The sequence below is a fragment of the Halohasta litchfieldiae genome (genome assembly GCF_002788215.1).
GTDB classification, from domain to species: domain Archaea; phylum Halobacteriota; class Halobacteria; order Halobacteriales; family Haloferacaceae; genus Halohasta; species Halohasta litchfieldiae.
In genome coordinates this window covers 1,656,076-1,678,619 of the sequence record NZ_CP024845.1, presented here as the reverse complement: position 1 = coordinate 1,678,619, position 22,544 = coordinate 1,656,076, and the positions used below count along the sequence as shown (strand labels likewise).

The 22,544-nt window shown below is 61.0% G+C and carries 30 protein-coding genes; 18 read left to right on the top strand and 12 right to left on the bottom strand.

Annotated elements, in window-relative coordinates; translation table 11 throughout:
* Positions 1–4: 4 nt before the first annotated feature.
* Positions 5–1,117, top strand: coding sequence for a 60S ribosomal export protein NMD3 (locus HALTADL_RS08505; RefSeq protein WP_089670716.1), 1,113 nt, complete (start codon positions 5–7; stop codon positions 1,115–1,117).
* Between the two features lie 263 nt (positions 1,118–1,380).
* On the opposite strand, the gene HALTADL_RS08500 is transcribed toward HALTADL_RS08505, so the two are convergent.
* The 3 genes from HALTADL_RS08500 to HALTADL_RS08490 all read right to left on the bottom strand — a co-directional run bounded on the left by HALTADL_RS08500 (position 1,381) and on the right by HALTADL_RS08490 (position 3,168).
* Entirely contained in the window at positions 1,381–2,241 is an 861-nt protein-coding gene (locus HALTADL_RS08500; protein ID WP_089670717.1) for a transcription initiation factor IIB, read from the bottom strand.
* A gap of 149 nt (positions 2,242–2,390) precedes the next feature.
* Entirely contained in the window at positions 2,391–2,813 is a 423-nt protein-coding gene (locus HALTADL_RS08495; RefSeq protein ID WP_089670718.1) for an HIT family protein, read from the bottom strand.
* A 124-nt stretch (positions 2,814–2,937) separates the two neighbouring features.
* Complete coding sequence (locus HALTADL_RS08490; RefSeq protein ID WP_089670719.1) at positions 2,938–3,168, bottom strand: DUF7860 family protein; 231 nt, start codon at positions 3,166–3,168, stop codon at positions 2,938–2,940.
* 93 nt (positions 3,169–3,261) lie between these two features.
* On the opposite strand from HALTADL_RS08490, the gene HALTADL_RS08485 reads away from it, so the two are divergent.
* Complete coding sequence (locus HALTADL_RS08485; protein WP_089670720.1) at positions 3,262–3,546, top strand: hypothetical protein; 285 nt, start codon at positions 3,262–3,264, stop codon at positions 3,544–3,546.
* Here HALTADL_RS08485 and prs read toward each other — a convergent pair.
* A complete protein-coding gene (gene prs, locus HALTADL_RS08480; protein WP_089670721.1) occupies positions 3,497–4,357 on the bottom strand; it encodes a ribose-phosphate diphosphokinase in 861 nt (286 codons plus the stop codon). The two genes, HALTADL_RS08485 and prs, sit on opposite strands and share 50 nt — an antisense overlap.
* Before the next feature lie 60 nt (positions 4,358–4,417).
* Positions 4,418–5,290 carry an HVO_0234 family beta-propeller protein gene (locus HALTADL_RS08475; RefSeq protein ID WP_089670722.1) on the bottom strand — a complete coding sequence of 291 codons (873 nt, stop codon included), beginning with the start codon at positions 5,288–5,290 and terminating at the stop codon, positions 4,418–4,420.
* A gap of 97 nt (positions 5,291–5,387) precedes the next feature.
* Here HALTADL_RS08475 and HALTADL_RS08470 point away from each other — a divergent pair, with 97 nt between their 5' ends.
* Positions 5,388–6,572, top strand: coding sequence for an inorganic phosphate transporter (locus HALTADL_RS08470; protein ID WP_089670723.1), 1,185 nt, complete (start codon positions 5,388–5,390; stop codon positions 6,570–6,572).
* A 35-nt stretch (positions 6,573–6,607) separates the two neighbouring features.
* Here HALTADL_RS08470 and HALTADL_RS08465 read toward each other — a convergent pair whose 3' ends face one another.
* From HALTADL_RS08465 to HALTADL_RS08455, 3 genes are all read right to left on the bottom strand, one after another.
* Positions 6,608–7,159 carry a hypothetical protein gene (locus tag HALTADL_RS08465; protein WP_089670724.1) on the bottom strand — a complete coding sequence of 184 codons (552 nt, stop codon included), beginning with the start codon at positions 7,157–7,159 and terminating at the stop codon, positions 6,608–6,610.
* A 215-nt stretch (positions 7,160–7,374) separates the two neighbouring features.
* Positions 7,375–7,935, bottom strand: a complete 561-nt coding sequence (locus HALTADL_RS08460) for a hypothetical protein (protein WP_089670725.1) — start codon at positions 7,933–7,935, stop codon at positions 7,375–7,377.
* A 309-nt stretch (positions 7,936–8,244) separates the two neighbouring features.
* Positions 8,245–9,240, bottom strand: a complete 996-nt coding sequence (locus HALTADL_RS08455; RefSeq protein ID WP_089670726.1) for a radical SAM protein — start codon at positions 9,238–9,240, stop codon at positions 8,245–8,247.
* 122 nt (positions 9,241–9,362) lie between these two features.
* Between HALTADL_RS08455 and HALTADL_RS08450 the strand changes: the two genes are divergently transcribed.
* Positions 9,363–10,478 (top strand): DUF373 family protein, encoded by a 1,116-nt coding sequence (locus HALTADL_RS08450; RefSeq protein ID WP_089670727.1) that lies wholly within the window; start codon positions 9,363–9,365, stop codon positions 10,476–10,478.
* Positions 10,479–10,610: 132 nt separating this feature from the next.
* Here the strand turns inward: HALTADL_RS08450 and pyrE are convergent, their stop codons facing one another.
* Together pyrE and HALTADL_RS08440 are read right to left on the bottom strand one after the other, a co-directional pair.
* Positions 10,611–11,132 (bottom strand): orotate phosphoribosyltransferase, encoded by a 522-nt coding sequence (pyrE, locus tag HALTADL_RS08445; protein WP_089670728.1) that lies wholly within the window; start codon positions 11,130–11,132, stop codon positions 10,611–10,613.
* Between the two features lie 74 nt (positions 11,133–11,206).
* Entirely contained in the window at positions 11,207–12,208 is a 1,002-nt protein-coding gene (locus HALTADL_RS08440; protein WP_089670729.1) for a methyltransferase domain-containing protein, read from the bottom strand.
* Between the two features lie 178 nt (positions 12,209–12,386).
* Here HALTADL_RS08440 and HALTADL_RS08435 point away from each other — a divergent pair, with 178 nt between their 5' ends.
* The 4 genes from HALTADL_RS08435 to HALTADL_RS08420 all read left to right on the top strand — a co-directional run bounded on the left by HALTADL_RS08435 (position 12,387) and on the right by HALTADL_RS08420 (position 14,827).
* Entirely contained in the window at positions 12,387–12,722 is a 336-nt protein-coding gene (locus HALTADL_RS08435) for a hypothetical protein (RefSeq protein WP_089670730.1), read from the top strand.
* A gap of 55 nt (positions 12,723–12,777) precedes the next feature.
* Entirely contained in the window at positions 12,778–13,338 is a 561-nt protein-coding gene (locus tag HALTADL_RS08430; protein ID WP_089670731.1) for a TATA-box-binding protein, read from the top strand.
* A gap of 49 nt (positions 13,339–13,387) precedes the next feature.
* Positions 13,388–13,771: a DUF7473 family protein gene (locus HALTADL_RS08425; RefSeq protein WP_089670732.1), complete on the top strand. Its 384-nt coding sequence runs from the start codon at positions 13,388–13,390 to the stop codon at positions 13,769–13,771.
* Positions 13,772–13,846: 75 nt separating this feature from the next.
* Positions 13,847–14,827 carry a CPBP family intramembrane glutamic endopeptidase gene (locus HALTADL_RS08420; RefSeq protein WP_089670733.1) on the top strand — a complete coding sequence of 327 codons (981 nt, stop codon included), beginning with the start codon at positions 13,847–13,849 and terminating at the stop codon, positions 14,825–14,827.
* A gap of 26 nt (positions 14,828–14,853) precedes the next feature.
* Here HALTADL_RS08420 and hisG read toward each other — a convergent pair whose 3' ends face one another.
* Positions 14,854–15,699 carry an ATP phosphoribosyltransferase gene (gene hisG, locus HALTADL_RS08415; RefSeq protein ID WP_089670734.1) on the bottom strand — a complete coding sequence of 282 codons (846 nt, stop codon included), beginning with the start codon at positions 15,697–15,699 and terminating at the stop codon, positions 14,854–14,856.
* Between the two features lie 95 nt (positions 15,700–15,794).
* On the opposite strand from hisG, the gene HALTADL_RS08410 reads away from it, so the two are divergent.
* From HALTADL_RS08410 to HALTADL_RS08375, 9 genes are all read left to right on the top strand, one after another.
* Positions 15,795–16,493, top strand: a complete 699-nt coding sequence (locus HALTADL_RS08410; protein WP_089670735.1) for a M48 family metalloprotease — start codon at positions 15,795–15,797, stop codon at positions 16,491–16,493.
* A gap of 32 nt (positions 16,494–16,525) precedes the next feature.
* The gene (locus HALTADL_RS08405) at positions 16,526–17,818 is read left to right on the top strand and encodes an amidohydrolase (RefSeq protein WP_089670736.1); all 1,293 of its coding nucleotides are present in this window, start codon (positions 16,526–16,528) and stop codon (positions 17,816–17,818) included.
* Between the two features lie 82 nt (positions 17,819–17,900).
* On the top strand, positions 17,901–18,146 hold the full coding sequence (locus tag HALTADL_RS08400) for a sporulation control protein (protein WP_089670737.1): 246 nt from the start codon (positions 17,901–17,903) through the stop codon (positions 18,144–18,146).
* Positions 18,147–18,214: 68 nt separating this feature from the next.
* Complete coding sequence (locus tag HALTADL_RS08395; protein ID WP_143054105.1) at positions 18,215–18,691, top strand: DUF6653 family protein; 477 nt, start codon at positions 18,215–18,217, stop codon at positions 18,689–18,691.
* A 38-nt stretch (positions 18,692–18,729) separates the two neighbouring features.
* Positions 18,730–18,906, top strand: coding sequence for a hypothetical protein (locus tag HALTADL_RS17340; RefSeq protein ID WP_162551702.1), 177 nt, complete (start codon positions 18,730–18,732; stop codon positions 18,904–18,906).
* A 43-nt stretch (positions 18,907–18,949) separates the two neighbouring features.
* Positions 18,950–20,239: an adenosylhomocysteinase gene (locus tag HALTADL_RS08390; RefSeq protein ID WP_089670739.1), complete on the top strand. Its 1,290-nt coding sequence runs from the start codon at positions 18,950–18,952 to the stop codon at positions 20,237–20,239.
* A gap of 67 nt (positions 20,240–20,306) precedes the next feature.
* Positions 20,307–20,474 carry a hypothetical protein gene (locus HALTADL_RS08385; protein ID WP_162551701.1) on the top strand — a complete coding sequence of 56 codons (168 nt, stop codon included), beginning with the start codon at positions 20,307–20,309 and terminating at the stop codon, positions 20,472–20,474.
* Between the two features lie 81 nt (positions 20,475–20,555).
* Positions 20,556–20,978, top strand: a complete 423-nt coding sequence (gene hjc / locus HALTADL_RS08380) for a Holliday junction resolvase Hjc (RefSeq protein WP_245708327.1) — start codon at positions 20,556–20,558, stop codon at positions 20,976–20,978.
* 76 nt (positions 20,979–21,054) lie between these two features.
* The gene (locus tag HALTADL_RS08375; protein ID WP_089670742.1) at positions 21,055–21,468 is read left to right on the top strand and encodes a hypothetical protein; all 414 of its coding nucleotides are present in this window, start codon (positions 21,055–21,057) and stop codon (positions 21,466–21,468) included.
* Positions 21,469–21,487: 19 nt separating this feature from the next.
* Here HALTADL_RS08375 and HALTADL_RS08370 read toward each other — a convergent pair whose 3' ends face one another.
* Positions 21,488–22,168 (bottom strand): SWIM zinc finger family protein, encoded by a 681-nt coding sequence (locus HALTADL_RS08370; protein WP_177171884.1) that lies wholly within the window; start codon positions 22,166–22,168, stop codon positions 21,488–21,490.
* A gap of 145 nt (positions 22,169–22,313) precedes the next feature.
* Here HALTADL_RS08370 and HALTADL_RS08365 point away from each other — a divergent pair, with 145 nt between their 5' ends.
* Positions 22,314–22,526, top strand: coding sequence for a DUF7472 family protein (locus HALTADL_RS08365; protein WP_089670743.1), 213 nt, complete (start codon positions 22,314–22,316; stop codon positions 22,524–22,526).
* Positions 22,527–22,544: the final 18 nt, after the last annotated feature.

Below are 22,544 nucleotides of genomic sequence, written 5' to 3'. Positions count from 1 at the left end.
GCCCATGAGCGAGTCACGCGATTTCTGTCCGCAGTGTGGCGATCCGGTCGCCGAGCGGGCCGAGCCACGCCCCGGCGAGCCACGCGAGGCGGATGCAGTGCTCTGCGATGGTTGTTATTTCGAGGATTTCGACCTGATCGACGCCCCGGACCGCGTTCAGGTGACACTCTGTGGTCGGTGTGGCGCGGTCCACCGCGGCAACCGGTGGGTCGATCTGGGTGCTGTCGACTACACTGATGTCGCCATCGACGCCGTCAGCGAGGCACTCTCGATCCACATCAACGCCGAAGACATCGAATGGGGTGTCGAACCCGAACAGGTCGACGAGACGACGATCCGAATGCACTGTACGTTCTCGGGTGTCGTCCGTGGCACCCCGATCAGTGAACAACTGGTCGTCCCGGTCCGCATTGCCAAGGAAGTTTGTGACCGGTGTGGCCGGATAGCCGGCGGCTACTTCGCCAGTATCCTCCAAATACGCGCCGAGGACCGTCCGGTTCGACCTGAGGAGGCCAGCGAAGCCATCGAGATCGCCGAATCCTACGTCGCTAAAAAGGAGCAAGATGGAGATAGGGAGGCGTTCATTACCACGGTCGACCGGAGCAACGAGGCCGGACCCAACGTCAAACTGTCGACGAACAAACTCGGTCAGGCGACCGCCAACCGGATCACCGATCGGTTCGGCGGCACCGTCCACGACTACCCGACGCTCGTCACCGAAGACGGCGACGGCAACGAAGTGTATCGGGTCACCTTCGTCGCCCGACTCCCGAAATACACCCCCGGCGACGTGATCGTCCCCGAGGACGACGAGGGGCCAGTGCTCGTCACGAGCGCCCACGACCGCCTCAAAGGCAAACGTCTCCTCTCGGGCGAGCGCTACGAGGCCAGCCACGAAGACGGTACCACCCCGGATGTCGAAAAGATCGGTCGCCTCGACGACGCCGTCGACACCACTGTCGTCACTGTCGAGGACGAACACGCTGTCCAGATTCTCGATCCCGAAACGTACGAAGCCAAAACGGTCAGTCGACCCGACTACTTCGAACCGGACGACACTGTCCCCGTCCTCAAACATGGGACTAACGTGTACATTCTGCCAGAAGAAACCGTATAAGCGACCTTTTCGGTTGTATATGGAAACCCATACTATCAATTTCACGGACTAATCAGTATCCTCAGATAAGTATCACGTGTGTACTTTTTACATAGGTGGCAACATGGATAGATGGGAGTGTTCCGAACTGCTCTTGGCGGTTCGAACTCCCTCGGTGGTGTCGACGAGATGCGCTGACCGTGGCTGTGTCGTGGGGTGGGTCGTCACACGACTTTAGACGCAGCCCATCGGCGGTCTCGACACTGTGTCGAATTCCAACCGATTCAGGAACCGAGTTCCTGATAGGTCGTCCGAAGCGTAACCGGTGTCACGGATGCAACCGATGCCGCCTCGCTCTGTGTGAGGTCGGCGTCGTTTTCTTTTGCCGCTGCATACAGACAGGCTGCGGCAACCCCACTCGGGTTCCGGCCGTTGAGAATCCCCTCTTTTTCGGTTCGGTCGACCAGTTCCCGCGCGCGGCGTTCGATCCCGCTCGACAGGTCAAGTCGGTCGGCATACCGAGGGAGGTATTCTCGGGGATGGGTCGGTTCGACCGGGAGACCGAGATCCCGGTTGAGCGCGTCGTAGGCGGCCTGAAACTCCTCGCGACTACTGTGAGAGGCTTCGGTTATCTCGTCGATTGTCCGGGAAATCGACTCCAGTCGACAGGCCGCATACAGACAGGCCGCGACGAACCCTTCGATAGATCGCCCGCGGAGCAGGTCCTCGTTTTGGGCCGAGCGAAACAGCGAACAGGCGTGATCTCGGACCTGCGTGGGGAGGGATTTGTTGCTGACGATATGTTTGATTCGGGTGAAGGCGTGGACCTGATTCCGGGTTCGCTTGTCGCCCATCCGGGCGCGGTTGTGTTGGCGGCGGAGCCGGACAAACTGGCGGCGTTTCGCCGCGGTGAGATCCGAGCTGTAGCCGATCTCGGTCGACAGGCCGCGGTCGTGTCTGGCGACGGTGAGTGGCGAGCCGGTTCGCTTGGGGTTGGTCTCGTCGTCGGCAAACGACCGCCACTCGGGACCTCGGTCGAGGCGGTCGGTCTCGACGACGAGTCCGCAGTCTTCACACAGCTGTTCGTCCGAATCGGTATAGATAGCACTGCCACAATCGGGGCAACGGGCACTCGTGGAGGGCATGTCGTCCCGTAATTATACCCCAGTGACAAGTATAATGGTTGCATAATCAACAAATTTTGAATATTGTATGGATTTTTTATATTATGGATTGTCAACTAGCGTGGCTCAGTGCGTGTAGCGTGTCGACGGGGACGAAAAGAGCTGGTGGACTACTCGCTGGCAATCGCGTCGGCGATCTCATCGAGTTCCTCGTCGGAGATATCCGGCGAATCGATTGCGATGGCGTGGATGGGGCCGCTGTCGTCGCCCTCGAACCGGGGGATGATGTGGGCGTGAACGTGGGGCACCTCTTGGCCTGCGGCCTCACCGTTGTTGATACCGATAGTCGTCGCGTCGGCGTCGACTGCCGTCTCGACGATGGGAGTCAACTCGTGGACTGTCTCGAACAGATCCGCCGAGAGCTCTGGTGGGAGGTCTTGGAGGTGTTCGTAGGGTTGTTTCGGGATGACCAGCGTGTGGCCGGGGGCCAGCGGATGGGCATCGAGGAACGCGAGCGTGGTCTCGGTTTCGTGGACGATTCGGGCCGGGATCTCTCGGTCGACGATCTTCTCGAAGATGGTTTTCGAACTCATAGCTCCCCTTTTCGGCGCACTAATAAAGAACGTTGGTGGCTGTTCGGCCGTCATACCGTGATCACGGCAGGAGAGTGCCGATTGCCTCGCAGTACTCGTTTCAGTCGACTGCTCGTTGGCTACGTTACTCGGTGAGTGGGAGTGCGACACCGAAAATGAAGACGGCGATCATAGCGACGATGACACCGCCGAACTCCATGGCAGTAAACGCCGTATTAAGCGTCCCGGTCAGGTCGCCGAAGATGAGATGTCCGGTCGACTCGCCGAGGAAGCCGAGCAGTATCAGGGCCCCACCGATGAGGATGCCGTTTTTGACCGCCGTCGAGTAGTCGAGTTCACCGTATCGTCCAGCCATACTCGTCAGTGGCCGGTCGACCCCAAAAGCAGTTCCGACTCCCGCCCTGCTTGAGCGAAACGTTCAGGACAGTTCACGCCTCCGGGGCTGGTGATGACAAAACTGCCGCTCGAACTGATTACTGTCCTCGGTGAAATACTCGCCCTTGCGGTCGGCACGAGTCTACTGTCGACGCTGGGGCTCTATCTCGATCTACTCGCAATCGAGGCCGTCTCGACCGGCCAGCTTACCTTTGGGCTCTGGCTCTGTGCACTCGGCGCGATTGCCCTTTACTTCGGTCTCTACGCGATGGGACTGACCGAACTCCTGCCACGGCTCCGCCTGCTGGCTACTCGTCGAGGCGCGCCGCAATCGCCGGAGCCACGCTCACGTCGCTGACCGCGCGTTCGAGGCTGTCGGTGCCGATGACGCGCTCGACGCCCGCGGCTGCAAGTTTCGTCAGTGCGGCCGCGGCCAACACCGGGTGGACACAGACCGCGTACACGCGGCCCGCGTCCCGGCTGTTGAGCACCTCGATGGCCCCACTCATCGTGCCGCCGGTGGCGATGATATCGTCGACGACCACGACATCCCGACCCTCGACGGGGGCGTCGCTTGGTGTGAGTTCGACCTCGCCGGTCTCGTAGTCGCGGTCCTTCTCGAAGTAGTCGACGTCGCCGCTTCCGTAGGCATCCCGCGTCGTCGTCGCCAACTCGATTGCGCCCTCGTCGGGGGCGACAAACAGCGGGTTCTGCAGGTCGGAAAGTGGTTCTGCTAATAGAGAAGCGGCGTCGATGCTTTCGGTCGGCACAGTAAAGAACTCCGCGACGGCTGGCTCGTGTGGCTCGACCATGAACACGCGGTCGGTGCCGGTGCTGATCGCTTTCGCCATTGCCCGCACCGAAATCGGCTGGCCGTGTGTGAACGCCTTGTCCTGACGGGCGTAGCCCAGATACGGAATGACGGTCGTCACGTCCTCCGCACCGGCCTCGCGGACGGCATCCTGCAGCTGGAGCAGTTCGATATGGGCGTCGTTGGTCGCCGTCGACGCGACAATAATCGCTTCGTCGTCATCAAACTCCGGCACGGCGGCCAGCGTCTCGCCGTCGGCAAATCGGTCGTAGCTCGGCACGGTAAGCGAGCCGACTCCTTCGTCCGCAAGCGACGCCGCGAGCGCTTGGGATGTCGAGGCAGGAACGATTGTGGTCATACCCCCCTTTTTCCGTCCCACCTAAACCCGGTTTCGGTGTTAGTCCGCCGCTACGATCAGTTAGTCGACGCGCTGTCCCGGCCCAATAGCCAGTTCGCTGATACCTCCAACACCGAGGAGTTGGTGTCGCCAGCCGTCGCCCGCGTCGACACACAGCGTGCCGTTGTCGGTGATCGCGGCGACGATCCCACTGCCGTAGGCAACGTCTACTACCGGCGAGTCGACAGGTAGCTCGTCCTCGCTCCACCCGTCGACGACCGAGTCGCTCCCATCGTCGTTGCTGAGCCGCACGAGTCCTGTCGCGCCGACTGCATGCGCGTGGCCGTGGCCATCGCTGGCGACGCGGTCGAACGCCCCTTCTCGGATCGTCCGCCACCCGTTGCTGAGTGCGAACAGGCCGTCGGCGGTCGCCGCCATCGGTGTGCCATGGCCGGCGACATCCCGGACCTCCGAGAGACCGACATGGGCCAGTCCGTCCTCGGTGAGTTGGTAGACTCCATCGGCCGCAGCGATCAGCCCACCGTCGACCGCCCGGACATCCCCGGTGTCGCCTACCGTGGCCCACTTCGGGTCGTCTACGGAGCCGGAGATTCGCCCCGCGCTGTCGGCCACAATCGGTCCGGTTGGACCCCAACCGACCGCGACGGCGTGACCGAATGGCGTCTCGGTAACCGGTGAGAACGCCCGCGACTGGGCGCGTTGGGCGTCTGCGTCCCCATCGCGATCACTGTAGAGCACGTCGTCTTCGGTTCCGATCAGCACGCCTCGGTCGTCGACTGCGACCGAATTGACGGGATCGCGGTGGGCGAGACCGAACTCGCCGATCTGGTCGGCCGAGACGGTCACACCAACGAGGCCGGTCTCGCTGGCGACGAACAGCTCGGTGGTCCCGAACTTCGTGCCGAACACTCGTTTTTCGGTCAGTGTCTGCATACAGAGCGTCGTCGACCGAGATGCAAAAACCTCGCCTGTCGGCCACCAACCAAACATCCGACGACTTAACCGGCATCAGAAGCAAGAGACAGCTACTGTGGTTGAAGTATTATTAATTATCGGTGTGGTCGTAGCGATCTTTGTCGGGTACAATATTGGCGGGTCGACGACGGGACCCGCCTTCGGGCCAGCAGTCGGTGCTGGGGCGCTCTCGAAGACGATTGCGGCCGGACTGATGAGCATCTTCTTTTTCATCGGTGCGTGGACAATCGGCCGCCGCGTCGTCGACACCCTCGGCACCGAACTGGTGACCGATCCAGCGATTTTCACGCTTCCGGCCAGTATTACGGTGCTGTTTTTCATCGGCCTCGCGCTGTTCGTCGGCAACGTCTTCGGCGTCCCGGCCTCGACCTCGATGACCGCAGTCGGCGCGATTGCGGGTCTCGGCCTCGCCAGCGGTGCCCTCGACTGGGCCGTGATGGGCAAAATCGTCTCGTGGTGGCTCGTCGCGCCCGTCATCGGCTTTTGGATCTCTGCGGTCATCGGTCGCAACTTCTATCCAGCGCTCAACCGCCGGATTGCTCTTGCCCAGAGTGAGGGGAAGCTTCTGACCGTCGACCGCTCTAACCTACTCCCGAGTGTCAGTCTCGGTCCCGGAACGACCAGACGGGAGCTGTTTGGCACCGCTGTCGTCATCGGAATCGGCTGTATCATGGCGTTCAGCTCCGGGACGAGTAACGTCGCCAACGCCATCGCGCCGCTGGTCGGCAGTGGCGCTCTCGAAATGAATACGGGGATCATCATCGCCTGCGTTGCGGTCGGTATCGGCGCGTTCACCATCGCCCGCCGAACGCTCGACACGCTCGGCAGCGACATCACCCAGCTGCCGCTGACCGCCGCCATCGTCGTCGCCACTGTCAGTGCGGTCCTCGTCGTCGGTCTCTCGGCAATCGGTATCCCCGCGAGTTTCGTCGTCATCGCCACGATGTCGATTATCGGTCTCGGCTGGGGACGGGCAACCCGAACGATGCGGGCCTCCCGTGAATCGATCTCGGAGAAGGCCGGTGAAACGCGGATGTCGGTTGGCTCGCTCGCCGCTGACACGGAGGGTGAACCGCTCCCGCCAATCGGCGAAGAAAACCCCGAAGACATCCCGAGCGCATCCGATCTGTTCAACCCGTCGACCACCGCCCGCGTGGTGATAATGCAGAACGTCGTCCCGCTGATCTCGACTGTCGGTGCCTATCTCGTCTTCCGATTCGTCCCATTCTTCGGCTTCTAGCCGATCAAAAAAATATCTGGTCGGTTGCTGGCGGCTTAGTCCGTACTGTTGATCGGTTCTTCGACCGGTTCTTCGATGACTGTCTCTGTGCCACAGAAGTGAAGCAGACTGATCGCCGCCTGCTGGCCTCCTCTATTTTCGAGGTCCGACTCGTAGACACCGTCAGGCTCCGCATCGACGTGTGTATCCATCCCGCCGAACGCTGAGATCTGCCCAACTGTGTGTGTCGCTGACTCGTAGTACACCGTAATCGGTTCACACTCCTCGTCTGCCTTGCTATCGAAGCCGGTGATCGTGACCAGACCCTCTTGGCCCTCCGTCTGCTCAAAGTAGCAGTCGATGACGTTGCCCTCGTCGTCCTCTTCGATGACGAATTCGAACGTACCGAGGTGTTCCATGCCATCTGGACAGGCGAAGTCCTTGTGGCCCGGACGGTTTTCCTTTCGTTTTTCGGCACCCTGTCGACGACCGTTGTCCGGCTTTGCCGCACCGATTCCCGCACCGACTCCAGTTGCAATTCCGGTTGCACCGATTCCTCGTAGCACGCTGCGTCGTGACGTTTGCCCGGTTTCGTCTGTTGGTTTCATAGTTGCTGGCGATCTAAAACATGGTGCCCGGATAACCGAATTTCCTATTTATCATGTTTTATCACCCAATAAAACCGAGTTGGACAGGAGCATATGAATTTATCCCACATTTACCGATGTTTAATTGCCAGTTACTATTCCCTTCGCTACTGTAACTCGCTCCCACTCGTGTGACTGCGATATACCGTACGGTAAAAATCGAAACCGATGCGACGTCAGTTCGTCTCTGTGTCGTTTGCAGTACTGTTTTCGCCGGTGTCGGCTGTTGTTTCGGTGCCACAGAAGTGAATGAGACTAATTGCCGCCTGCTGGCCGCCCGGGTTTTCGAGGTCCGACTCATAGACGCCGTCCGGCTCCTCGTCGACGTGGGTGTCCATCCCACCGAATGACGACACCTGCCCGACGGTGTGGGTCTCGGACTCGTAAGTCACCGTAATTGGTTCGCAGTCTTCGCCCTCCTTGCTTTCGTAGTCGGTGATCGTGATCGGGAACGTATCGCCCTCGCTTTGCTCGAAATAGCAGTCGATGACGGTGCCCTCGTCGTCTTCCAGCATGACGAACTCGAAGGTGCCGAGATGGTCCATCCCCTCCGGACAGTCGAACTCTTGGTGGCCCGGTCGACTCCCGTTTTGAGCGCCTTCGTTCCCCCGGCCGTTCGGCGTCTCATCCGGCTGTGCCGACCCGATTCCGGTTCCGAGTCCAATGGTCAATCCGGCCGTGCCGATTCCCCGGAGTACCGCACGTCGAGAGCGCTGAGTAGTAGTAATCTGTTTCATATGTCTGAGCACTATCTGAGATACGGAGCTATACTGTGTCTCTCGGTATCGTGCTCATCAGATGGGCTGGTAGCGCTGACAATGAAGCTATGTGACCATTAGGGGTGCGTGTACGTCGACTTCTCATTGTTACGTGCAGATGACTGTCGACTGACTCCACAGTTCCACGTTTTTCTACTCCGTCGCTCGCTTTCGCTCGCTCCGTCGGAAAAACCTGGACTAAAACGTTCCTCGCTCCTTCCAGTCGCTCGTCACGGATCAGTAGCCAGCGACTACCGCACCGCTGCCACAGCAATACTCAAAAATAACTTACGCCAGCGGCGTCCGCTCGACAACCGTCCCGTCGACGGTTGGATACTGCTCGACGATTTCGCCTTTGGGTACGTCGCCTTCGTCGACCATCTCTTCGAGGAGCCACCACGCCAGTTCGACGTGGTCGGATTTGACGGTGTAGAACTCCTCGGAAACGCCGAGTTCATCGAGTCGCTCGGCGGACTCCCACGTTTTGCCGTAGACAAGCGTCCCGTCGTCGGTCACTTCGTCGAACTCCCGACGAATGACTTTGGCCATCCGCTTGAGCCGATTGCGATGCTGGGCGGCGTCCTTGAAGACGCTGGTACAGAAGTAGACCCGCTCGTGGTCGCCCATCGTGTCGAGAATTGCCTCCTTCGAGCCGTCGACCGCCGACATGTGGCCTTCCTGTAGCTCGTAGCCTTCTTCTTTCATCCGGCGGAAGTTCCCGTCGCTCATCTCGAACTCGTTGATATTGCAGAACTCCGCCGCACCCTCGTCGAGGAATTCGAGGAACTCCTCTTCGGCGCGGATGCCGGGAATCTCGAAGGCGGGCGTGAGTCCCTCTTCGCGGGCGATGTGGAGGATCTCCTCCCACTCGGTGCCGTGCATATCGCCCCACAGTTCGTACGGCGGGTGGAATCGGATTTCGTCAAGGCCAGCCTCCGAGAGTCGACGCATGTTCTCGCGGCCACCCGTGATCCCAGTATACAGGTGGGTGTGGTGGTCCTCGCCGAACTCGTCTTTCAGCAGGCGGAGGTAGCGACAGGTCTTTTCCATCGCCTCCTGTGGCTCGCCGCCGGTGATCGAGGTGCCGAGCGCGTCCATCCGGTGGGCTTCCGTAATGATGTCCTCGTCTGTCTCGACTTTGCGCTCGTTGGCGTAGACATCGGTCACGTTCTTGCGGTTTTCACCGAGCGGGCAGTAGAAACAGTCCCGCTGGTCGCAGTAACCGTAGACGAAAAGCACCATCTTTCCGCCTTTGGCGCACTGTTCACAGCCTTTAGAGATCATCAGTTGACCCTTCTACCGCCTGTGGCCACAAAAAGCGTCCGAAACGGCCGGTCGCAGTGTGACACTGCTCACCAATCGGTCCCAGAAAAGTCTTAACGGACTGCTCACGTATCACCACACGAATGCTGCTCGTCCTCTGTGTCGACCTCGACGATGACGTTGGCCGGAAGACCGGGCTGTCGACGCCGGTCGTCGGGAGCGAGGCGGTCCGCGAGGCCGCCGTCGCCCTGGCGACGGTCGATCCAGAGGACTCCGACGTCAACGTGATGTTTCAGGGACTCTCGACCTACGAGGCGCTCCGCGAGGAGGGCACCGAGGAGGTCGAAGTCGCCGTCGTCACCGGGGTTGAGGGCAACGACGTGCGGGCCAACCGGACGGTCGGCGAGGAGGTCGACACCACGCTGGCCAGCCTTCAGACCGGCGAGGAGGTCCGCGCGATCATTATTACCGATGGCGCACAGGACGAGTCGGTTGTCCCCGTGATCCGCTCGCGGATGCCGATTGATGGCGTCCGGCGGGTGGTCGTTCGACAGGCCCAGAACCTCGAATCGATGTACTACACGATCAAGCAGGTGTTGGCCGACCCCGAAACGCGGGGCACAATTCTCGTTCCGCTCGGAATTCTGCTCCTCATCTACCCACTTGTCGTCATCGCAGGAATCTTCGATGTCGCTGGGGCAGTCGTCCTCGGACTGTTGTCGGCGCTCGTGGGGCTCTACTCGCTGTTCCGAGGGCTCGGCCTCGAAGACTCCATCGACACCACCGTCGACCGCCTCCGAAACGGGCTGTACGCCGGGCGAGCCACGCTGATCACCTACATCGTCGCCTTCGCGCTGATCATCGTCGGCGGCGTTCAGGGGGTCTCGATGGTCGAGACCGTCGACTCGACGACCGGCCCGTCGCTGGAGATCGTCACCGCTGGCGCGGCGTTCGTCCACGGCGCGATCCAGTGGTTCGCCGCGGCTGGCATCACCAGCAGCCTCGGCCAAGTCACCGACGAGTATCTCGCCGACCGGTTCCGCTGGCGATACCTCAACGCTCCCTTTTATGTGGTCGCCATCGGGATCGTCCTCTACGGCCTGTCGGGCTTTTTCCTCCCCAGCGTCGACGGGATCGTCACGCTCTCGTTGCCTGATCTAGCGCTTGCGCTCACCATCGGTACGCTCATGGGCGTGTTGAGTACGCTCACGTTCGCCGTCGCCGAATCGCGCTATCCCTCGCAGGTCGAGGCGACGTAGGACTGGACGGCGCGTTAGTCGCCAGCGACCGTTGCCGGCTCGCTGTGGCTGATCTCGTCGCCCAACAGAACGTGTGACCTTCCGCTACTGGTCGACTGATAATATAACAGTATACGCTACCTTCTGTGGAGGTTATTGGTCGGCTAACAGCTCACTCGCAGTCACCAGCGAGTCGAGTTCGAGATCGTGTTCGGCGAGTCGCTCACTGGCTCCCTCCTCGCGGTCGACGACCACGAGCACGCGATTCACCACGGCTCCGGCCTCGCGCAGCGCTTCGACGGCATCAATCGCTGAGTTGCCGGTGGTGGCGATATCTTCGAGGACGACGACCTCCTCACCGTCTTCGAGTCGACCTTCGATCCGTTTGGCCGTCCCATACTCTTTGGCCTTCTTGCGGGCGATGACGTACGGCCGGTCGGTTTCGACTGACGTCACCGCAACGAGTGGGACTGCACCGAGGGCGACGCCCGCGAGTTTCGGTTCACTGATTTTCTCAGCGAAGGCTTCGGCGATCAGTTCCAGACAGTGGGGGTCGGTCTCGAAGAGGTATTTGTCGACGTAATAGTCGCTGGTGCCGCCGTGAGAGAGTTCGAACTCGCCGTACTGGACGGCGTCGGCCGCCCGGAGCGCCTCGATAAGGTCCTGATTCGTCATTGTGGGCTGTCGGCAGGCTGTCGGCTTAAACGGGACGGATCTTCGATCCGGCGTCAGTCAGTCGACAGCACGAATTATTCTGCCGACAACACGTGGACGTGTCGAACGAGTGTGCCATGCACCCGCCGCTCGAACCGCCGGTCGACGGTCCAGCCCGCCTCGCTCGCTGCGTCCTCCCACGACCGATCTGCCACGACGACCGCCCGATCAGCCACCCGCCGGGCCTCGCTCAGCGCACCCCCAACCAGATCCGTGAGTTCGTGTCGCGCAATCTTTGATTGTCGACCGTAGGGGGCGTCGAACACCACGCCGTCGATACAGTCGTCGACTAACGGTAGTGCTGTGGCGTCTCCGTGAACGATCTCCGCGTCGACATCCGCCGGAAGGAGTGCCTCTAGGTTCTCCCTACTGCCGCGGGTCATCTTCCACTGGGCGTCGACGCCCACGAGTCGCGCCCCGACGAGTCCGGCCTCCAACAACACCCCGCCCGTTCCACACATCGGATCGAGAACCGTTGTTTCCGGTCCAGCACCCGCAATGTTCACCAACGCGCGGGCGTCGAGTGGGTCCATACTTCCCGGCTGGAAGAAGGGTCGATCAGTCGGTCGACGCTCCCCGAAATCCCGCGTGCTTTCTGCGGCCAGCCAGCCCAGCAGACAGACGTCTCGCTGCTCGCCGTCGACAGTGCCACTCGAAAACAGGACTCTGAGTTCGTGGTCGGGATCGTCGAGGTCGACCGTAAACCCGCGGTCGACGAGGACCGATCCCAGTTGGCGTTCGGCCGTCTGAGTGCTACAGCCCGTTTGGCTCCGGACATCGCGGGCCCGAACCGCAACCGAGCCGGTGCGGTCGAAGGTTGCTGCTTCGAGTGCGAGCGTGGCGGCCTCGATATCGGCGTCGGTTCGAGCTATGAGGTCGCTGGCGGCGCGGGTGTAGGCCAGCGTCTCCACGCGGTCGACATCGATTCCGCGGGCGGTTGCGAGGCCAGGGGCAACGCGGTCGACCGCCGAGGCCGCCGAGGCGGCCTCACAGATCGCAAAGGCGTCCTCGTCGCCGGCCAGCTCCAGACAGTACACGTCTCCACACAGAGTGAAGCTGGCTATCAGCGTGTCGGTCCTCGGCTGGGTGTTTCCCTTCGTAGTCGACTCCCTTCATCGCCGGTAGTCGACGGTTGTCGGGAGTAATCAGAGGGTAGTCGACGGTTGTCGGGAGTAATCGGAGGGTACTGATAACGGGTGGTCCCGAAGATCGAGTATGGATGTCTCGACGGCGGAGCTACAGTGGTGGGTCGTTGCCGTCCTGCTGTACGGGGTCGGCGACTACGTAACCACTGTGCTGGCGGTTCGTCGTGCCGATATCGTCGAGGCCAACCCCGCAGTAACCGCCCTGCTATCGGACCAGCCGGGACCGGTCGGATTTGGACTGTTGAAATGCGGGGCACTCGTCGTCTGCTTTCTGGGGTTTCTCTCCATCTCTGCAAGCCCTATCGCAGTCGGTGTCCCGGTCGGTATCGCTTTCCTCGGTGGTGCGGTCACGCTGTCGAATACGGTGATGATCGTCCGCACCGATCCGGAGCCGACTGTCGACTGACAGTTAGCTGAGTTGACCTACTTTTATACACAACACCCACGATAGGAGAGATAGCATGAACGATCCGAAAGCAACGATCTCCATCGAGAACGTGGTGGCCTCGACGGGGATCGGTCAGGAACTCGATCTCCAAAGCGTGGCGATGGATCTTGAGGGAGCCGACTACGACCCCGAGCAGTTCCCGGGGCTCGTCTACCGGACCACATCACCGAAATCTGCGGCACTGATCTTCCGCTCGGGGAAGATCGTCTGTACCGGCGCGAACTCGACGGATGCGGTCCACGAGAGTCTCGCTATCGTCTTCGAGAAGCTCCGTGACCTCCAGATTCCCATCGAGGACGATCCCGAGATCACCGTCCAGAACATCGTCACCAGCGCGGATCTGGGTACCGATCTCAATCTCAACGCGATTGCCATCGGGCTGGGTCTCGAAAACATCGAGTACGAACCCGAACAGTTCCCCGGTCTCGTCTATCGGATCGAAGAGCCGGATGTCGTTGCCCTACTGTTCGGTTCGGGCAAACTCGTCATCACTGGCGGCAAAGAGCCCAGCGACGCCGAGGCCGCCGTCGACGTCATCACCGACCGACTCGACGAACTCGGATTGCTAGCCTGAGGCTCACGGAAACCGACAGATTCGACCCCCTGCATCCAGTAGTGATGCTATGGTGGCCACGCTCGTGTCGACTCCCCTGCAAGCTTCACCCAGCCCGCTTGCGGTGATCGGTACCGTCGGGCTGTTGGCACTGTTTCTCGCTCTCACAGCCCATCTCGCCGCGCGCAACGTCGTTGGCGATGTGTCGGCCAGCAAGGCTCTCGGCGTCGGTCTCGGTCCGGCGGTCGTCTCGCTGCTTACACAGTTGTTGCCGATCCCCGGTGGGATCGGCGTCCTCGTCGCCCTCGCGGTCGACGGGATCGCCATCGACTATCTCTACGACCAACCACGCCGCACCAGCCTCCGTATCCTGGCCGTTCACACCATCGTGACGGTCCTGTTGGGGACCGTCCTGATCGGTGGCCTCATCCTCGTGATGAGCATCCCGGGCTAAACGCCGTTCGGCGTCGACCCACACAACACCTGTCCCAACCGTGACTTACAGGGGTCTGTAGGTGGACACCACGCTATGCGACGATTCCTGTGGCTCGTCTTCTGGAACCGGTCGGAACGCCGGCTCCGTGCCCCATGGCGACTTCTTTTTGCGGCAGTGCTGTTCGTATTAGTGGCGGCTGCGACGGTGTTAGCCCTCCAGATCCTCCGTGAGGCGACCGCCATCGGTGGGCTGCTCGTTGGCCTTGCCCCAGCCACACGGCCACTGGTGTTGAACGCTCTCGTCGGGGCTGTGATCGTTGTCTCGTTGCTGGGGATCGCCTGGACCATCGACCGTCGACGGCTGTCGGACTACGGGCTCGGCATCGACCGCGAGTGGTGGCTCGATCTGGCGTTCGGTCTCGGTGTCGGTGGCGCTGCGATGACGGCAGTGGTTCTCGCTGGCATTGCTGGCGGCTGGTTCGTCGTCGAAACGGTTTCGTTGTCGACCGACATACTCCCTCAGTTGGCAGGGTTAGCGGCCGTGTTTCTGATCGTCGGCATTTATGAGGAACTGTTGGTTCGTGGCTATTTGTTGACGAACCTCGCTGAGGGTATCCGATGGTTCGACGGAGTGTCTGCCCCCATTGCGGCCGGTGTCGCAACGCTACTCTCATCGCTTGTCTTCGGCGTCCTTCACGCGATGAACCCGAACGCGACGCTGTTGAGTACGGTTATTATTTCGGCGGCGGGCGTGATGCTCGCGCTCGGCTATCTGTACACCGGCGAGTTGGCGATCCCTATCGGGGTCCATATCACCTGGAACGCCTTCCAAGGACTCGTCTACGGGCTGCCGGTCAGTGGTGCCCGGCTCCCCGTCTCGCTCGTCGAGACGACCAGTCGCAACCCTGCCATCCTCTCGGGGGGAACGTTCGGTCCCGAAGCAGGGCTGCTCGGACTCGGTGGCGTGGTCCTCGCGGCTATCGGGATACTCGTCTACTGTCGGTCCCAGTACGGCACGCTCGCCATCGATCCGGTGATCTCGACACCGGATCTCCGGACGACGCCCGATGAGTAGCCTCTCGCCCGGCAAGTAGTCTCTGCCTACTCAACGAGCCGTTCGATTTCGGTGACTAAGATTCCAGTTGCACCCACGGATTTGAGGTCGTTGATTACCTCGAAAACCTGTTGTTGGTCGACAACTGCATGCACGGCCACGTCCTCACTCCCGGCGACATCCATCACTGTTGGCCCGCCGAGTCCGGGGATCACATCCTGAACCGCTTCGAGGTTTTCGTGGGCGACGTTCATCATGAGATACCGTTTGTCGTCGGCCGCCAGCACGGATTCGAGCGCCGTGACGAGCTGCTGGATCTTCTCGTTGCCGGCGGTCTCCTCGCGGGCGAACAGCCGCACTGAACTCGACAGCACCTCGTCGATCACGCCGAGACGATTGACTGTCAGCGTCGTGCCCGTCGACGTGATGTCGATGATCGCGTCAGCCATCTCGACGTGGGGCGTCAGTTCGGTCGCCCCCGTCACTTCGATGATTTCGGTGTCGATGTTCTGGGCCGTGAAATACTGCTCGGCGATGTTGGGGAACTCGGTGGCGACTTTTTTACCTTCCAACTGCTGGGGGTCGGTAATGTCGCCGTCTTCGGGCGCGGCCAACACGAGTCGACAGCGACCGTATTCGAGATCCAAGAGTTCCGAGAGCTCCGACTCGGATTCGTGGACCTGATCGAGCCCCGTAATGCCGACCTCAGCGGCTCCGTCGTCGACGTATTCGGGGATGTCGGCCGCGCGAGCAAAGAGGATACTGACGTCGGGATCGACCGTATCGGCGTACAGCTTTCGGTCGGCTCCGTTCTCGATATGGAGCCCCGCGCGCTCCAGCAACGCCACTGTTGGCTCGTGTAGTCGACCTTTGTTAGGAACGGCAATGCGCATACGCCTCCTCTCTGCCGAGCGGGCAACTGTCTTTCCCTCTTTGCTACTACTCCGAGAACGGAACCGATTTGACGCCGCCACCGACAACGCATGGTATGTCCGGTCTCTCGGTGGCTCCCTTGCTTCCGGTCGTCCCGCTTCAGCTTTCGGTCGACCCGAGTTGGTTCGTCGCCATCGCTGTGGTCGTCTTTCTGATTGGAGCTATCGTCGCGCCACTGCTTGCGCTCTCGTTTCGAGACTACCGCGAGCCAACTGCTGCGGAACGTGACCGGCTCGATGAGCTAACGGTAGTCGTCGACTACGATACTGACCGAGTTCGCATCATCGAAACCGATGGCACACAATCGGTCGACGTGTCGATCCGTGGCCTTCCCGGTAGGCGGCTCCTACTACTCTCTGACTACGTCGTAGACGGAGTTGATGAGGGGACCGTGGCCGCGCTCATTGCGGCCGAGCACGCTCGGTCGCGGCATTTCTATATCGAGTACCGTGCAGTGGCCGCCGCAAGCATCATCGGGATTGCGACCGCGATGTTCGGCGGCTTGATCGATTTTTCCGACGGTCTGTTCGTGCTGGCAGTCGCCGCTCTCGGCTTGTTTTGGATCGGTCGACGGCTCCAGTTTCGGGCCGACCGGGTTGCGGCTGACCGGGTCGGCGAGAACGAACTCGCCGACGCGTTTGAAACTGTGGCCGCGCTCAGGGGAGTCGAACCGGAAACTGCGACATGGCGAACGTGGTTCGAGGTCCAGCCACCGCTGGGCCAGCGAATCGACCGGCTCCGGAGTCGATCCTGATTTCTTAAGGGACCACCAGCCCAATCGTCTGTATGGACGACGTATTCGCTATCGAGGGCGGCCATGTTCTCACACCGGAGTTCGATGTGATCGAAGCCAACGTGCTGGTCGACCGCGAGGCTGGCGAGGTTATCGAGGTCGGCCCCGACGTGACTGCCGAGGAAACGCTGGACGCAACTGACTCACTGGTGATGCCGGGGCTCGTCAACGCTCACACTCATGTTGCGATGACCCTCCTCCGCGGCTATGCCGACGACAAACCGCTTGATGCCTGGTTACAGGAGGATATCTGGCCGGTCGAGGCCGAACTCACCCCCGAGGATATCCGGGTCGGCACCGAACTCGGCCTCGTCGAGTTCATCAAAAACGGCATTACAGGCTTTGCTGATAGCTACTTCGAGGTCGGAGAGATCGCCGCCGCAACCGAGCAGTCGGGCCTCCGAGCAAACCTCTGTCACGCCTTCATTTCGGTTGGCAAGGACAACGAGGGGGCTCGCGCCGACGCCCAAGAGGGGCTCGACATCGCCCGCGAGTTCGACGGTGCGGCCGACGGTCGGATTACAACCGCACTGATGCCGCATTCGCTGACAACGGTCGAAACCGAGTACCTAGAGGAGTTCATCCCGCAGGCTCGTGAGGCCGGGGTGCCGCTTCATTTCCACGCCAACGAAACCCAAAACGAGGTCGACCCACTCGTCGACGACCACGGGGTTCGGCCGCTCGAATACGCCGACGACCTCGGGATGCTCACTGATCAGGATTTCCTCGCCCACTGTGTCCACGTCGACGAGACCGAAATCGAACTCCTCGCGGAGACCGGTGCGAGCGTCATCCACTGTCCGGCCTCAAATATGAAACTCGCAAGTGGGATTGCACCCATACAGGAGATGCTTGATACGGGAGTCAACGTCGGCCTCGGCACCGACGGCGCGGCCTCGAACAACGATCTGGATCTGTTCGACGAGATCCGAGACGCGGCGATGATCGGCAAACTGGCACGTGGCGACGCCCGCGACGTGGCCGCCGAGTCGGCGGTGCGGATGGCCACCGAGGGCAGCGCCGAGGCAATCGGGCTCCCGGTCGGCCAGATTGAGGCCGGTGGAACGGCTGATATTGCAGTGGTCGACTTCGATGCGCCACACCTCACCCCGGTCCACGACTTCGTGAGCCACCTCGCCTACGCGGTGCGTGGCTCCGACGTACGACACACGGTCTGCGATGGTGAGATTCTAATGGCAGACGGCGAAGTTCAGACACTGGACGAAGCGGCGGTCAAACAACGGGCAAGCGAGGCCGCCGAAGCGTTGGTCGACCGCGCCGAGTAGGTCGACGTAATTGACTGCTGACTCGTACCGCTATCATCACTGATGACACAAATTATATACATAATGACAAAAAAGTGAATGTATGCCTGCGATTACCGTGTCCACTGCCATCTTTCTGGGTATCCAAGCCATCATTGTACGCTTCGTCTACCGTGAAGCCGCCACTCAGTCCCGTTTCTCGCCGTTGTTGGCTGCGATCTGTTCGCTGGTCGTGGCCATTGGTGCGGTCTTTCTGTTGAACAGTCTGTTGGTCGTCCTTCTGATCCAAGCGATAGCTATTGGGCTGTATCGTCTCGGGGGTGCTCGAACAACGCCTGCGCCACAGTAGTCGACGCCTACCGTTGGTCAGCAAGCAACGTCACGTTGGTTTTTGTACACTCGTGACCGAGTACTGGTATGAGCCAGCCCGAGTCGACGGATTCAGTTCCATCCCATCTCCCTGACTGGTTTTGGGCACGCCATTCGAATCCGTGGAGCGGCGGGACGCGCTTTGCGGCTTTACCAGTGCTGTTATACGCTCTCTACCACCGTCGATCCCGACTGCTGGCGGCTGGTATCGGGTTCCTACTTATAAATCCAGTTCTGTTCCCCGAACCCGCTAGAACCGACAACTGGTTCAGTGAGGTCGTCCTCGCTGAACGCTGGTGGTACGAACAGGGCCACACGTCCTTCGAGCCGACGTTTCCAACCCTGATCAACTATCTGAGCGTGCCGACGTTTTTGCTCACGCTGTACGGGGCGATTCGCCGTCGACCGCGACTGACTGCGATTGGTGGCCTACTCACGATTGGGCTGAAAGTGTGGTTCGTCGACGAACTCGTCGGACGATTCCGTGCTGAGCGAGACGGCGAACCTGCAACGAACAACGGCTGAACGTACGTTTTAAGTGATTATCAACTGATTTGTTCTGTATGGAGCGGTCGACACAACTCCTACTCACTGGCATCATCGCATTCCTTGGCGCAGTCGGTCTGTTCGCGCTGACGATCTACCCCTTCCAGTACGGTCTGGGCGAGAGCCTGCTTATCGTCGGTGGGCTCACCGGTGCCCTCCTGTTTCAGACGGTGTTGGACGATACCTCCTTCTGACCCGCTTCGGTACCGTTTTCACCGCCTGCTGTGAACAACCTCTATGAGCGAATCAGCCTACCCGCCGGTCTCCGGCCACCTCGACGATGTCGAGGCTGCACAGACCGAGGGTCGACGCAAGATGGAGTGGGCGCTACAGCATATGCCGATTTTGCAGTCGCTCCGCGAGGAGTTCGAGGCCACCAAACCCCTCGACGGCGAGATAATTGGGATGGCGATGCACGTCGAAGCCAAAACCGCGAATCTGGTCGAACTGCTGGCCCTCGGCGGCGCGGAGGTCGCCATCACGGGCTGTAATCCCCTTTCGACACACAACGACGTGAGCGCGGCGCTCGATACCCACGAGAATATCACGTCCTACGCGGTTCGGGGCGTCGACGACGAGGAGTATTACGACGCCATCGATGCGGTCATCGACCACGAGCCGACGATCACCGTCGACGACGGCTGTGACATGATCTTCCGGATTCACGAGGAGTATCCGGAACTGATCGACACCATCGTCGGTGGCTGTGAGGAAACCACGACCGGCGTCCACCGCATCCGCGCGATGGAACGCGACGACGCACTCGACTACCCCGTCTTCGCGGTCAACGACACGCCGATGAAGACGCTCTTTGATAATGTCCACGGCACCGGGGAGTCCTCGCTGGCCACGATTGCGATGACGACCAACCTCTCGTACGCAGGCAAAAACGTCGTCGTCGCGGGCTACGGCTACTGTGGCAAAGGCGTCGCCAAGAAGGCCGCCGGCCAGAACGCCAACGTGATCGTCACCGAAGTCGACCCACGCAAGGCGCTCGAAGCCCACATGGAAGGCTACGAAGTGATGCCGATGGAAGATGCGGCCGCCGAGGCTGACCTCATTCTGACGACCACCGGTAACCGCGATGTCGTCGTCGACGAGCACTTCGACCAGATGAAAGACGGCGTCCTGTTGGCGAACGCTGGCCACTTCGATATCGAGATTGATCTGGTTGCACTCGAAGAGAAAGCCGAGGAGGTCTACGAGGCCCGCGACGGCGTCGACGCCTACGAGATGCCCGACGGCCGCCGCCTGAACGTGCTGGCTGAGGGTCGACTCGTCAATCTCGCCTCGCCGATTGCGCTGGGCCACCCGGTCGAAGTGATGGACCAGAGCTTCGGCGTCCAAGCCGTTGCTGTTCGTGAACTCGCCACCAACGGCGAGGCCTACGAGGCCGGTGTTCACGAGGTCCCCGACGAACTTGACCGCGAAATCGCCGAAATCAAACTCGACGCCGAGGGCGTCGACCACGACTCGTTGACCGACGACCAACGCGAGTATATGGGGAGCTGGGATCACGGTACGTAGGACCGAAATACCGATCATTTAAGCGGGCCGATGGAGAGTTGCTGATATGAAAGTTGGATGGGCGTATATGGGTCTGGCAGCTCTGTTGGTTATTGCTGGCACGATCATCAGCATCAGCGGGAACGGAATTATTGGCGACATTTTGCTCGTGCTTTCGATCCCCACGATCTACTACGGCTCGAAATCGCTCGCGGCTGAACGTGAGGCCGAGACCGAAACCGAAGAAGTCGCCTAACGCCCCGGAGTCCTTTTATCAGCGACCGCGCAAGGCCCGGTATGGATTTCCGCCGTACAACGAGCGGTTGTGGAGGCGTCTATGTCCGCTAATCGGAAGGGTGACCGCCGGGAACGCGAGTTGGTCAACCGACTCGACGACTCGGGGTTTGCGGTGATGCGTGCCCCAGCCAGCGGGAGTGCGACCGAACGGGAACTCCCTGACGTCCTCGCGGGCGACGGCGACCGATTTTACGCTATCGAGGCCAAATCCAGCAGCGGCGATCCGATCTATCTCACCGGCGAGGAGGTCGAGGCGCTCATCTTTTTCGCCCAGAACTTCGGCGCAAAGGCTCGCATCGCCGTCCGGTTCGACCGGGAAGACTGGTATTTCTTCCATCCCGGAGACCTCTATACGACTGACGGCGGCAACTACCGCGTGAAAAAGGAAACTGCACTCGCAGACGGCGTCGACTTCGAGGAGTTCGTCGGGGTCAGTACGAAAACGACGCTCGACGATATCTGATCAGCTGGATGTCGGATTCGAACATCGTTCTCTCAGCTTGAATAAAAGCTATCCGCGACCAGTGAGTAGGTTTCCCATGCGTCTTGATCGTCGACGCGTTCTTGCGTCGCTCTTTTTGTTCCTTTCGGCGGGCTGTCTCGGCGAGGAGTCGCTGGCGATTCCGTTCGATCTCCGTATCCAGAACCGCGATAGTCGACCCCGACAGCTGTCGGTCGTCGTCGACCACGTCACTGAAGGTGCAGTGTACGACGAGACGCGCCAGCTTGCGGCGGGCGAAGCGCTGACCGAGGAGGCTGTTGCCGAGGTTCCCGGACGGTATCGAATACGGGCCAACGATATCACGACCGACGCCGAGCGAACCGCAGAACAAAACGTCGAACTCACGACCGGCGTCGGGTTCTGTGGCTGGTTCGTCGTCCGGGCCGAATCGGAGTCGGTGATCGCCACCGTGCCGCGGTGTCCCGACACCGAGTCGACCAACAACACCTAGTGGTGCTTATCGGGCCTGCTCAGCCGGTGGCCGGAGCCGACTGGTCGGGCTGGTGGCTGGCCAGCAGCTGCTGGCCACGGGCTGGATCACGGTCGGTATGTCTGAGCCGACTGGCCGGAAAGCCGTACCGCTTAGCTCGACCGAGGCGACTGGCGTACACTGCGTCGATCACCGGTTCGTGGTCACCGTAGTTTCGGTTCGTCTCGACGTCAGCGATCAGTCGACCGTCGTCAGTTCGCCTGTCGTCGGCCCGGACTGCGGTCTGGTCGACAACGATCAGGAGGCTCCCGGTTTCGCGGTCGACGACGAGTTCGCCCGGCTCGAAAGCGTGGTGCTCACAGAGCGTGGTCGCGTGGTCGACCGCGGCGACTGTGTGTGCGCCACAGATTCCACAGACGTGCTGCCGCATGCCTGCCGGTGGAATCCGTCCGGCGGCGGCCTCGATAGCCACCCGGCGGAGATGTTTGCACCGTGTCCCGCGGATGGCGTGGTCCGGGCAGGTACACTGGTCGTGGTCGGCGTCGACAACGTAGGTGCCGCCGTCGGTTTCGACGATGACGCGTCCATCGCGGAGCGGACGGATCGTCATCGGCTCGGTTCTGGCGCGTCGCGCGCGCTCGCCGGTCCCAGCTTCAGAGAGATGGGTCTCCGGCGGCAGTCGACGGGCTGGCTGCTCGAAGTGGGCTGTTTGGGTGCTCATTGGAGGGCTCCCGATGAGTTACTGTAGGCGCTGACGGCATCTAAACCCTTCTTCGGTCGAAAACCGCCGCCAGAAACGGGTCTGTGGGCTGATTCTCGCCGCGCGTTTCGAAGCCCTTTTGAGACGGCCGCCGGAACGGAGCGATATGGAAATCGACGAGGAAATGCGCCGACAGACGGTGGTTTCACTGATCGCCGTCGGCCTGTTCCTCGCTGCCCTTATCGGCATCGGCGTCGTCTTCGGGAGTGCCGGAGGGTTGTCGAGTAGCGGTGCGCTGGCTCTGGTCGGCGCGCTGGCTGGATTCGTACTGCTTATGGCCGTGATCGGAATCGTCCTCATCCGACTCAAGGACGACTGAGTGCGACCGACTGTCGCT